Below are 11206 nucleotides of genomic sequence, written 5' to 3'. Positions count from 1 at the left end.
GAGTCGCGATGAAGCGATTGGCTTTGCTGGCGTTGTCGGCGGTGCTCCTGCTCGCCGCCGGCGGCGTCGCCCCGGCCCAGGCGGCCCCGGCGGTGGCCGACGACGGTGCGAAGGTCGTCTCGGAAACCTGGCTGGACGCCCGGACCGTCGACCTCAAGATCAGTTCGCCCGCGCTCGGCACCACCGGGATGGTCCGGCTGATCGTACCGGCCGGCTGGGCGGCGCAGCCGAGCCGGACCTGGCCGGTGCTGTTCCTGCTGCACGGCTGCTGCGAGCCGGTCGACTACAAGTCGTGGGACCAGTTCACCGACGTCAAGGCGTTCACCGCGACCAAGGACGCGCTCGTCGTGATGCCGACGGACGGGCCGGCCGGGATGTACACCAAGTGGTGGAACTTCGGCCTGAGCGGCACCCCGGACTGGGACACGTTCCACACCGCCGAAGTGCGCCAGATCGTCGAACGCGGGTACCACGGCGGTACCCGACGGGCGGTCGCCGGGCTGTCGATCGGCGGGTACGGCGCGCTCGCCTACGCGTTCAAGCACCCGGGGATGTTCGGCGCGGCCGCGTCCTACAGCGGCGTACCGAACACGCTCTTCCCCGGCATCCCGGTCTGGATCATCGGCATCCTCGCCCGGGCCGGCATCTTCAACTACCTGCAGCTGTGGGGCGACTCCTTCGGGATGCGGCCGCTCTGGTCGGCGGGCAACCCCTACGACCACGCCGACCAGCTGCGCGGCACGGCGCTCTACATCTCCTGCGGCAACGGGCAGACCGGCCCGCTCGACCCGCCCGGCCAGTCCGACGTCCTGGAGCCGTCGGCGCTGCTGTCGTCGCAGAGCTTCACGGACCTGCTGCGCTCCAAGGGGATTCCCGCGACCGTCGACTACTACGGGCCCGGCACGCACAGCTGGCCGTACTGGCAGCGGGCCCTGCACAACTCGTGGCCGGTCCTCGCCGGCGCACTGGGCCTTCCGGCCTGATCTTCCCGTTCGACCGATGGAGGTTGTGGTGAAGTCCGTCCACGTGCGACAGCTGGTGTCGGCGCTGGTGAGCTGCTGCCTGGTGGCGCTGGGGGTGGTGGCCGCGAGCCCGCCCGCCGGCGCGGCCGCCGCCCCGATCCTGCCGGGGCCGTTCGACGACTCGTTCTACACCCCGCCGTCGCCGCTGCCGGCCGGGAAACCCGGGGACGTGCTGCGCTGGCGGCCCACGGTCCCGCTGCTGAACGCGGCCAACGCCGACGCCTGGCAGGTGATGTACCTCTCGACCAACGCCCAGGGCCGTCCGGACGCGGTGACCGGGACCATCCTGGTGCCCAAGGGGAAGGACCCCGCGGCGGCGCCGATCGTCGGGTACGCGGTGGGTACGCAGGGCCCGGCGTTCAAGTGCACGGCGTCCAAGGCGATGGAGCGGGGCACGCTGTACGACCAGCCGGCCATCAACGACTCGCTGTCCTCGGGCTACGCGGTCGCGGTGACCGACTACGAGGGCTACTCGCCGGCGACCGTGCCGACGTACATCACCGGGCAGTCGATGGGCCCGGCCGTGATCGACTCGGTGCGGGCGGCGCAGAACCTGCCGTCCGCCCGGCTGGCGAAGAGCGCCAAGGTGATCTTCCAGGGCTACTCGCAGGGCGGCGGCGGAGCGATGTGGGCGGGGGAGAAGCAGCCTTCGTACGCACCGGAGCTGAACCTCGTCGGCGTCGTCGCGGGCGGCGTCCCGGCCGACCTGACCGAGGTCGCCAAGGGCCTCGACGGGTACATCGGGTTCGGGTTCCTCGCGTTCGCCGCGGTCGGGCTGGACGCGGCCTACCCGGACCTGAAACTGGATTCGTTCCTCAACGACACCGGCCGTCAGCAGTTGTCGGACGCCAAGAAGAACGCGTGCGTGGCGGAACTGCTGCTGAATTATTCGTTCAAGAAGATCAGTGATTACACGACGTCGAATCCGCTGGCGACCCCGCAGTGGCAGGCGCGGCTGGCGCAGAACAAGCTGGGCGCGAACCCGCCGCGGGTGCCGGTTTTCCAGTACCACGCGAGCACCGACGAAATCGTCAACACCCCTCAGGCGGAGGCGCTGCACCGGACGTACTGCGCGGCCGGCGTCCGCGAGCAGTGGAAGACCTACCTCTCCGACCACGCGACAGGAATCCTGGCGGGCAACGCCGACGCCCACCAGTGGATCGTCAATCGCTTCACGGGGGCGGCGGCGCCGTCGAACTGCTGACGATCAGACCTTCGCGGCGGCGAAGGCTGCTGCGTCGGCGGCTTTGTTCCCGTAGCTCAGGTGGGCCAGGAAGTTGAACCCGCCCGCCTGGCAGATCGGGTCGCCGTCGGCGCAGTAGTCCTTCGTGCGGCTCTGGTAGGTGCCGGTGACCTGGCGGCCGAGCGCGCGGATCGGGTTGCCGAACAACAAGATCGCGGCGATCCGGGGCGCGAGCTCCGCGGGGATGGTCGCGGCGATCGGGCCGCCGACGACTGCGCCCTCGCTGCTGATGCCGATCGAGTTGTCGACGACGTTCGCGCCCTGGGAATAGCCGACCAGCACGAACCGCTGCTGCGGGCAGGCCGCGGCCTGGGCCTTGACGTGGTTGACCAGGTCCGTGTTGCCCTTCTGCACGGACGCGGGCTCGCCGAGGTCGGCCGGGTAGTCCACCCGGTAGCTGCTCAGCGTGCGCGGGCGCAGCGAATTCCGGACCGCCTGGTAGACGGGGTCGCCGACGATGAACCCGAGCGTGCCGGGTTCGCCGGTGCCGCGGGGCGACCGGGACGTCGATGTCGGTGCACGGCGCGGCGGACGCCGCCGGCGCGGCCGCGACGCTCAGGCCGGTGATGGCGATACCGAGTGCGGCGGCGGCGGAAAACAGGCGCGTTTTCATGGCTGATCAACACCTCTTCGCGGGAAAACGGGGTCGGCAAGCGCTTTCCGGGTGGATCGGAAATGCATTTCGGCGCTTGCGGGTAACGGCAGCGTCGCAGCGCCCGCCGACCGCGGCAAGAGTCAATTGCGAAGGCCGCCGGGAATTGTCCGGCGGGTGACAACCAGTCCGGTGTGGATGCTCAGGTGGCGCACTGGCGCGCGTCGTCGACGCGGTCGAGCAGCACCGGGTCGAGGCCGCGCAGCGCGGCCAGGACGAACCCGGTGGCCAGTTCGCCCGCCGCGATCGGGTCGACGCCGGGGGAGTGCGAAACGTGCATCGCGGCGCGGCCGACGAGGCCCACCATCATCGCGGCGAGCAGGTCCGCGCCCGGGCCGGGCGTGCGGCCGTGGGCCAGCAGGTGCTCGTGGATCCGGCCGAGGACGTGCGTGGTGACGGTGTCGGCCAGCGCGCGGCGCTCGTTCGACATCTCGTCGACGGCGGAGTCGAACAGCAGCCGGAAGCTGTCCGGGTGGGCGCCGGCGTAGCCGAACATCGCCATCACCGAGAGCCGCACGCGCTCTTCCAGTGGCCGCGCGCTCGCGGTTTCGTAGGCGGTGAGCACCCAGTCCCGCAGCGCGGCGACTTCGCGGGTCACGGTGGCGCGGAAGAGGGCCGCTTTGTCCCCGAAGTGCGCGTAGAGGGTGGGTTTGGTGGAGTCGGCGCGCTCGGCGATCAGCCCCATGGTGGCCTGGGCGTAGCCGCGCTCGGCGAAGACCGCGCGGGCGGCGTCGAGCAGTTCGCCGTCGGTGGGCCGGGCGGCCGGGCTGCGGCGAGCGCTGGATCGATCAGGACGACTCGGCCGGCTCATGGAGGTGTACTGTACGGTCCCGCTGCTTTACCGTCCGGTAAAGCTCGTTCCGTCGCCCGTCCCCGGTGGAGGAACCCTTGGTGTCCCCCGAAAGTGCCCGGCCACGCGTTCCGGCTCACCGGGACGACGGCGAAGAAATCCTCGGGAGGAGCGAGCTGGCGGCGCTCATGCGTCCGGCCCTGCCGGCATTGGTGGACTGGATCGTCCAGGAGGTGTGGCGGGTCGTCCCGGTCTACGCCCGGCCGGGGGACGGGTCCTACGGCCGCGTGACCCGGCACGGCGTCGAGTGCGCGGTCGCGCTCTTCGTGGACCTCGTCGAGGACCCGCGGGCGCCGCGCGACCGGCTGTACGCGACGTGCCACCGGCTCGGTGCGGGCGAAGCGCGCGAAGGCCGGATGCTCGACGACCTCCAGGCGGCGTACCGCGCCGGCACCCGCGCGGGCTGGCGCTGGATCATGCGGCTGGGCCGCCGTCACCGGCTGTCGTCGGCGGCGATGGCGCGGCTGGCCGAGATGCTGTTCGGCTACGCGGACGAGCTGGCCCGGATGTCGGCGCAGGGCTACCGCGAAGCGCGCGCGGAGATCGACGGCACGCGGGCGGGCCTGCGCCGCCGGCTGCTGCGGCTGCTCGTCGGCCCGGGTGCCCTCCCGGAGCCGGTCCTCGCCGAGCTCGCGGCCGCGGCCGGCTGGCCCGTCCCCGGTTCGGTGGTGGCGATCGCGGCGGAGGCGCCGGCCGGTGCGTCGTGGGGTCCCGAGGTGCTCACCGACCTCGAACCCCCGCAGCCGTACCTGCTCCTGCCCGCCCCGGCCGCCGCCGGCGCGCTGACCCGCCTCGGCACGCGCGTGGCGGTCGGCCCGGCGACGGACGTCGCTTCGGCGGCGGACTCCCTGCGCTGGGCCCGCACCGCCCTGCGCCTGGTGGCCGACGGCGCGCTCCCGGACGTCCCGGTGACGTGGTCCGCGGAGTACCTGACCACGCTGTGGCTGCTGTCCGACGCGCCCCTGGCGGACCAGCTGGCCGACCGCGAACTGGCCCCGCTGGCGCAGTTCCCGGACCGCACGCGGCGGCGGCTGGGCGAGACGCTGCTGTCCTGGCTGCAGAACGGGGGCAACTCGGAGAAGATCGCCGTGGAGCTTTCGGTGCACCCGCAGACGGTGCGCTACCGCGTGCGGCAGCTGAAGCAGACGTTCGGGGAGCGGCTGGAGGACGCCGACGCCCGGTTCGCGATGCAGGCGGCGTTGCGCGCCTCGGGGCTCAGGTCGCGGCGAGCCTGACTGTCGCCGGAGCCGCGCGGGCGCGGCCGGTCCGGCGGTCCGCACCGTCATGAAAGACCCTTTCACCTCGCCGGACGCGGTGAACGACTCGTTCATGACATCCGGACCGGGCACCGAGCGGGCACCGCACCTTGCCCAAAGCAAGAACGTGTTCTAGTTTTGTGGCGTGAAGACCGATCTGGGCCTGGCCGGTGCCGTGGTGCTGGTCACCGGCGGTGTCCGTGGCGTGGGTCAGGGCATCTGTAACGTGTTCCTGGCCCACGGGGCACGCGTGGTCACCTGCGCGCGGCGCGAGGCACCCACCGACGCCGAGTTCGTCCGATGCGACGTCCGGGACGACGCGCAGGTCGCCGCGCTCGTCGAGGGGATCGTCGACCGGCACGGGCGCCTCGACGTCGTCGTGAACAACGCCGGTGGGGCGCCCTACGTCCCGGCCGCGGAGGGCTCGCCGCGGTTGCACGAAAAGATCGTGCAGCTCAACCTGCTGGCCCCGCTGCTGGTCTCGCAGCACGCCAACGCCGTGATGCAGCGGCAGGACGACGGCGGCTCGATCGTGATGATCTCCAGCGTCAGCGGGACGCGCGCCTCGCCGGGGACGGCGGCCTACGGGGCGGCGAAGGCGGGGCTGGACAACCTGACCGCGAGCCTGGCCGTCGAGTGGGCGCCGAAGGTGCGGGTCAACGGGCTGGCCGTCGGGATGGTGCGGACCGAGCAGTCGCACCTGCACTACGGCAGCGAAGCCGCGGTCGAGGCGGTCGGGAAGACCGTGCCGCTGGGGCGGCTCGCCGAACCCCGGGAGGTCGGCGCCTGTGCCGCGTTCCTGGCTTCGCCGCTGGCTTCCTACGTCTCGGGCGCCACCCTGCGCGTGCACGGCGGCGGTGAGGTCCCGGCCTTCCTCGCCGCGGCCGACGTCAACCATCGGGAGGATTCGTGAGCGGGTTGTGCCAGGACCGGGTGGTCGTGGTGACCGGAGCCGGACGCGGGATCGGGCGCGCGCACGCCCTCGCGTTCGCCGCCGAAGGGGCGCTGGTCGTGGTCAACGACGTGGCCGGGGACGCGACCGCCGAGGTCGTCGCCGAGATCGGGGAACGCGGCGGGAAGGCGGTGGCGAACACCTCGGACATCGCCGACTGGGCCGGGGCCGCGGAACTGATCGGCACGGCGCTGGAGACCTTCGGGCGCCTCGACGTGCTGGTCAACAACGCGGGGTTCGTCCGGGACCGGATGCTGGCCAACCTGGACGAGGACGAGTGGGACGCGGTGATCCGCGTGCACCTGAAGGGACATTTCGCGCCGCTGCGGCACGCCGCCGGGCACTGGCGGGCCGAGGCCAAAGCGGGCCGGCCGCCGCGGGCGCGGGTGATCAACACCAGTTCGGGCGCCGGGTTGCTGGGCAGCGTCGGCCAGGGCAACTATTCGGCGGCGAAGGCCGGTATCGCCGGGTTGACCGTCGTGGCGGCGGCCGAGCTGGCGCGGTACGGGGTGACGGTGAACGCGATCGCGCCGGCCGCGCGGACGCGGATGACCGAAGGGGTGTTCACGTCGATGGCGAAGCCCGAGAGCGGCTTCGACGCGATGGCGCCGGAGAACGTCTCGCCGCTCGTCGTGTGGCTGGGCAGCGCGGAATCTTCGCACGTCACCGGCCGGATGTTCGAGGTCGAGGGCGGCAAGGTGTCCCTCGCGCAGGGCTGGCGGCACGGCCCGGCCGTGGACAAGGGGGAGCGCTGGGACCCGGCGGAACTGGGCCCGGTCGTCGCCGACCTGCTCGAGCGCGCGCCCGAGCCCGAACCCGTCTACGGAGCGAGCTGATGGGCATCCGCACCAAGCGCGACGCGCACGTCGAGGTCGTCACGGTCGACTTCCCGCCGGTCAACGCGCTGCCCGTGCAGGGCTGGTTCGACCTCGCCGACGCGCTCACGCGGGCTGGGCGCGACCCGGACGTGCACGTCGTCGTCCTGCGCGCCGAGGGGCGGGGCTTCAACGCGGGCGTGGACATCAAGGAGATCCAGCGCAGCGCGGGGTACGACGCGCTCGTCGGCGCGAACCGGGGCTGCTACGCGGCTTTCGGCGCCGTCTACGACTGCGAGGTGCCGGTCGTCGCGGCCGTGCACGGCTTCTGCCTCGGCGGCGGCATCGGGCTGGTCGGCAACGCCGACGTCGTCATCGCGTCCGACGACGCCACTTTCGGTGTCCCCGAAGTGGAACGCGGGGCGCTCGGCGCGGCGACGCACCTGGCCCGGCTGGTGCCGCAGCACCTGATGCGCACGCTGTACTTCACCGCCCGCACCATCACCGCCGCCGAGCTGCACGCCCACGGCTCGGTGTACCAGGTCGTGCCCCGCGCCGAGCTCGACGACGCGGCGATGGCCGTCGCCGCCGACATCGCCGGGAAGGACCCGCGCGTGATCCGGGCCGCCAAGGAGGCGTTGAACGGGATCGACACCCAGCAGGTGCACCGCAGCTACCGGTTCGAGCAGGGGTTCACCTTCGAGCTGAACCTGCTCGGCGCGTCCGACGAGGCCCGCGAGGAGTTCTTGAATGGCCGATAAGCGCATGACCGCCGACGAAGCCGCGGCGGAACTGGAAGACGGCATGACCCTCGGCATCGGCGGCTGGGGTTCGCGGCGCAAGCCGATGGCCCTGGTCCGCGCGATCCTCCGGACTCCCGTGAAGGATCTCACCGTCGTCTCCTACGGCGGCCCGGACGTCGGCCTGCTGTGCGCGGCCGGCAAGGTCAAGCGGGTCGTGTTCGGGTTCGTGACGCTGGATTCGATCCCGTTCGACCCGTGGTTCGGCCGGGCGCGGGAGACCGGCGCGATCGAGGTGACCGAGTACGACGAAGGCATGTTCGGCGCGGCGCTTTCCGCGGCGGCGCAACGGCTTCCGTTCCTGCCGATGCGCGCCGGGCTCGGCTCGGAGGTGATGCGCGCGAACCCGGACCTGCGGACCGTGCGTTCGCCCTACGCCGACGCCGAGGAGCTGGTCGCGGTCCCGGCGCGGCACCTGGACGTGGCGCTGGTGCACCTCAACCGCGCCGACGCCCGCGGCAACGCCCAGTACCTCGGGCCGGACCCGTACTTCGACGACCTGTTCTGCCTGGCGGCGGCGAAACGGTTCGTGTCGGTCGAGAAAGTCGTCGAGACGCCGGACTTGCTGGCGGGCGGGCCGGTGCAGTCGTTGCTGCTCAACCGCGGCAGCGTGGACGGCGTCGTCGAGGCGCCGCGCGGCGCGCACTTCACCACGGCGGTGCCGGACTACGGCCGGGACGAACGGTTCCAGCGTCATTACGCGGCGTGCGCGAAGGATCTCGATGCCTGGTCCGGGTTCGCGGACCGGTTCCTGTCCGGTGACGAGCGCGCGTACCTGTCCGAAGTGGACAAGTTCGAGGCGGAGGCGGCATGAGTGCGACCCGGGCCGAGATCGCCGTCGTGGCGGTGGCCGAGCTGTTCCGCGGCGACGGCGAGATCGTGGCCAGCCCGATGGGCCTGATCCCGCAGCTGGGCGCGAAGCTCGCGCGGCTGACGTTCGAGCCGGACCTGCTGATGTCCGACGGCGAGGCGTACCTGATCACGCCCGACGGTGTGGTCGAGGGCTGGCAGCCGTTCCGGAAGATGCTGGACACGATCGTCCCGCACGGACGGCGGCACGTCGTGATGGGCGCCAACCAGGTCGACCGCCACGGCAACCAGAACATCTCCGCCATCGGCGACCACGCGCACCCGAAGAAGCAGCTGCTCGGCGTGCGCGGCGCGCCCGGCAACACGGTCAACCACCGCACGAGCTACTGGGTGCCGAGGCATTCCCCGCGGGTGTTCGTGGACGCCGTCGACGTCGTTTCCGGTGTCGGCTACGACAACGCGGCCAAGGCGGGGCCGTCCGCCGAGAAGTACCACGACGTCCACCGGGTCGTCACCAACCTCGGCGTCTTCGGCTTCGGCACCCCGGACCACTCGATGCGCGCGGTGTCGCTGCACCCGGGCGTCACGCGCGACGAGGTCGCGGCGGCGACCACCTTCGAGATCGACTTCTCCGAAACCGGCACCAGCCGCGAACCGACGGCGGAAGAACTGCGGCTGATCCGGGACGTGCTCGACCCGAAGAACTTCCGCGACAAGGAAGTCCCGGCGTGAAGACCGCGCTGACCGACCTCGCCGGCGTCGAGCACCCGATCGTCCAGACCGGCATGGGCTGGGTGGCCGGCCCGCGGCTGGTCTCGGCGACCGCCGAAGCGGGCGCGCTCGGCATCCTCGCCTCGGCCACGATGACCTACCTCGAGCTCGAAGCCGCCATCGCGGAGGTCAAGAAGCGCACGGAGAAGCCGTTCGGCGTCAACCTGCGTGCCGACGCCGCCGACGCGGGCGACCGGGTGGACCTGCTGATCCGCGAAGGCGTGAAGGTGGCGTCGTTCGCGCTCGCGCCGCGGAAGGAGATGATCGCGAAGCTGCGCGACCACGGCATCGTCGTGGTCCCGTCGGTCGGCGCCGCCCGGCACGCCGAGAAGGTCGCGGGCTGGGGCGCGGACGCCGTCATCGTCCAGGGCGGCGAAGGCGGTGGCCACACCGGCGGTGTCGCCACGACGCTCCTGCTGCCGTCCGTGCTCGACACCGTCGACATCCCGGTGATCGCGGCCGGCGGCTTCTTCGACGGCCGCGGGCTCGCCGCCGCGCTGGCCTACGGGGCCGCGGGCGTGGCGATGGGGACCCGGTTCCTGCTCAGCAAGGAGAGCACGGTCCCGGACGAGGTCAAGCGCGTGTACCTCGAGCAGGGGCTCGCCGGGACCGTCGTCACCCGCCGGGTGGACGGCCTGCCGCACCGGGTGCTGCGCACCGCGCTCGTCGACAAGCTGGAGCGCGCCGGCCGCGTCAAGGGACTCGCGCAGGCCGCGCGGAACGCCCTCCGGTTCCGGAATATCACCGGACTGTCCCCGGTTGCCATGGTCAAAGAAGGCTTCGCGATGAAGCACGGCAACGGTCTCACCTGGAGTCAGCTGGTCATGGCGGCCAACACCCCCATGCTGCTGCGTGCGGGGCTGGTCGAGGGCCGGACCGACGCCGGGGTGCTAGCGTCGGGGCAGGTGGTGGGCATGATCCACGACCTGCCCACGGTCGGCGAGATCGTCGAGGGCACGGTGGCCGAGGCGGGTGAGATCCTGCGGCGCCTCGGCCGGGAAACGGGAGGATGACAGTGGCGCTCAAGGTCGGTTACAAGGCGTCGCCGGAGCAGTTCGGGGCGCGCGACCTGGTCGAGTTCGCCGTGCGCGCCGAGGAGGTCGGCCTGGACTCGGTCTGGGTGGCCGACCACTTCCTGCCCTGGCGGCACGAAGGCGGGCACGCGCCGTGGGCGCTGGCGTTCATCCCGGCGGTGGCGGAGCGGACGAACCGGGTGCAGATCGGCACGAGCGTGCTGACCCCGACGTTCCGGTACAACCCGGCGGTGATCGCGCAGGCGTTCGCGTCGATGTCCCTGCTGTCGGAGGGCCGGGTGATCCTCGGGGTCGGCACCGGTGAGGCGCTCAACGAGATCGCCGTCTCCGGCATGGAGTGGCCGGAGTTCAAGGAGCGGTTCGCGCGGCTGCGCGAGGCGATCACGCTGATGCGCCGCCTGTGGACCGAGGACAACGTCTCGCACGACGGCGAGTACTACAAGCTCGTCGACGCGCGGATCTACGACCGCCCCGACCAGCCGCTGCCGGTGTACATCGCCGCGGGCGGCCCGGTGGTGGCCAAGTACGCGGGCCGCGCGGGCGACGGCTTCATCTGCACCTCGGGCAAGGGCATGGACCTCTACACCGAGAAGCTGATGCCGGCCGTGGCCGAGGGCGCGGAAGCCGCCGGGCGCGAGGTCAAGGACATCGACCGGATGATCGAGGTCAAGATCTCCTACGACCGCGACCCGGAGAAGGCGCTGGAGAACACGCGCTTCTGGGCCCCGCTGTCGCTGACGGCGGAGCAGAAGCACACGATCTCGTCGGCCGACGAGATGGAGCGGCTGGCCAACGAGCTGCCGATCGAGCAGGTCGCGAAGCGCTGGATCGTCGCGTCCGACCCGGACGAGGCCGTGGCACTGGTCAAGCCGTACGTGGACGCGGGCCTGAACCACCTGGTCGTGCACGGCCCGGGCCACGACCAGGAGCGGTTCCTGAGCCAATTCTCCGAGGACGTCCTGCCGAAGCTGCGCGAGCTCGCCTGACGTCGTGAGTGTTCA

The 11206-nt window shown here is 71.9% G+C and carries 12 protein-coding genes; 10 read left to right on the top strand and 2 right to left on the bottom strand.

The features are described 5' to 3' along the window. Positions 1-8: 8 nt before the first annotated feature. On the top strand, positions 9-983 hold the full coding sequence (locus MUY14_RS18640) for an alpha/beta hydrolase family protein (RefSeq protein WP_247024278.1): 975 nt from the start codon (positions 9-11) through the stop codon (positions 981-983). Between the two features lie 52 nt (positions 984-1035). Beyond that, complete coding sequence (locus MUY14_RS18635) at positions 1036-2226, top strand: lipase family protein (protein ID WP_396126857.1); 1191 nt, start codon at positions 1036-1038, stop codon at positions 2224-2226. 3 nt (positions 2227-2229) lie between these two features. Here MUY14_RS18635 and MUY14_RS18630 read toward each other — a convergent pair whose 3' ends face one another. Both MUY14_RS18630 and MUY14_RS18625 read right to left on the bottom strand, forming a co-directional pair. After that, positions 2230-2724 (bottom strand): cutinase family protein, encoded by a 495-nt coding sequence (locus tag MUY14_RS18630; protein ID WP_247025168.1) that lies wholly within the window; start codon positions 2722-2724, stop codon positions 2230-2232. Between the two features lie 335 nt (positions 2725-3059). Then, positions 3060-3728, bottom strand: a complete 669-nt coding sequence (locus MUY14_RS18625; protein WP_247024276.1) for a TetR/AcrR family transcriptional regulator — start codon at positions 3726-3728, stop codon at positions 3060-3062. A gap of 80 nt (positions 3729-3808) precedes the next feature. Here MUY14_RS18625 and MUY14_RS18620 point away from each other — a divergent pair, with 80 nt between their 5' ends. The 8 genes from MUY14_RS18620 to fgd all read left to right on the top strand — a co-directional run bounded on the left by MUY14_RS18620 (position 3809) and on the right by fgd (position 11191). Beyond that, a complete protein-coding gene (locus MUY14_RS18620) occupies positions 3809-5002 on the top strand; it encodes a CdaR family transcriptional regulator (protein ID WP_247024275.1) in 1194 nt (397 codons plus the stop codon). 166 nt (positions 5003-5168) lie between these two features. Continuing rightward, the gene (locus tag MUY14_RS18615; protein WP_247024274.1) at positions 5169-5936 is read left to right on the top strand and encodes an SDR family oxidoreductase; all 768 of its coding nucleotides are present in this window, start codon (positions 5169-5171) and stop codon (positions 5934-5936) included. Next, on the top strand, positions 5933-6811 hold the full coding sequence (locus MUY14_RS18610; RefSeq protein ID WP_247024273.1) for an SDR family oxidoreductase: 879 nt from the start codon (positions 5933-5935) through the stop codon (positions 6809-6811). Before MUY14_RS18615 ends, MUY14_RS18610 begins: the two co-directional genes overlap by 4 nt. Further along, the gene (locus tag MUY14_RS18605; protein ID WP_247024272.1) at positions 6811-7551 is read left to right on the top strand and encodes an enoyl-CoA hydratase family protein; all 741 of its coding nucleotides are present in this window, start codon (positions 6811-6813) and stop codon (positions 7549-7551) included. The genes MUY14_RS18610 and MUY14_RS18605 overlap by 1 nt, the downstream gene beginning before the upstream one ends. Beyond that, positions 7541-8404: a CoA transferase subunit A gene (locus tag MUY14_RS18600; RefSeq protein ID WP_247024271.1), complete on the top strand. Its 864-nt coding sequence runs from the start codon at positions 7541-7543 to the stop codon at positions 8402-8404. Before MUY14_RS18605 ends, MUY14_RS18600 begins: the two co-directional genes overlap by 11 nt. After that, complete coding sequence (locus MUY14_RS18595; protein ID WP_247024270.1) at positions 8401-9132, top strand: CoA-transferase subunit beta; 732 nt, start codon at positions 8401-8403, stop codon at positions 9130-9132. Before MUY14_RS18600 ends, MUY14_RS18595 begins: the two co-directional genes overlap by 4 nt. After that, positions 9129-10184 carry a nitronate monooxygenase family protein gene (locus MUY14_RS18590; RefSeq protein ID WP_247024269.1) on the top strand — a complete coding sequence of 352 codons (1056 nt, stop codon included), beginning with the start codon at positions 9129-9131 and terminating at the stop codon, positions 10182-10184. Before MUY14_RS18595 ends, MUY14_RS18590 begins: the two co-directional genes overlap by 4 nt. Before the next feature lie 2 nt (positions 10185-10186). Next, positions 10187-11191, top strand: coding sequence for a glucose-6-phosphate dehydrogenase (coenzyme-F420) (fgd, locus tag MUY14_RS18585; RefSeq protein WP_247025167.1), 1005 nt, complete (start codon positions 10187-10189; stop codon positions 11189-11191). Positions 11192-11206 lie beyond the last annotated feature (15 nt).

The organism is Amycolatopsis sp. FBCC-B4732, from assembly GCF_023008405.1.
GTDB lineage: Bacteria > Actinomycetota > Actinomycetes > Mycobacteriales > Pseudonocardiaceae > Amycolatopsis > Amycolatopsis pretoriensis_A.
This window is presented reverse-complemented; position numbering and strand designations above follow the sequence as displayed.

Bases quoted from the DNA above. Each gene is read 5' to 3' on its own strand.
- MUY14_RS18640 (WP_247024278.1), top strand. From the start codon at position 9: ATGAAGCGATTGGCTTTGCTGGCGTTGTCGGCGGTGCTCCTGCTCGCC.
- MUY14_RS18625 (WP_247024276.1), bottom strand. From the start codon at position 3,728: ATGAGCCGGCCGAGTCGTCCTGATCGATCCAGCGCTCGCCGCAGCCCG.
- MUY14_RS18605 (WP_247024272.1), top strand. From the start codon at position 6,811: ATGGGCATCCGCACCAAGCGCGACGCGCACGTCGAGGTCGTCACGGTC.
- MUY14_RS18600 (WP_247024271.1), top strand. From the start codon at position 7,541: ATGGCCGATAAGCGCATGACCGCCGACGAAGCCGCGGCGGAACTGGAA.
- MUY14_RS18595 (WP_247024270.1), top strand. From the start codon at position 8,401: ATGAGTGCGACCCGGGCCGAGATCGCCGTCGTGGCGGTGGCCGAGCTG.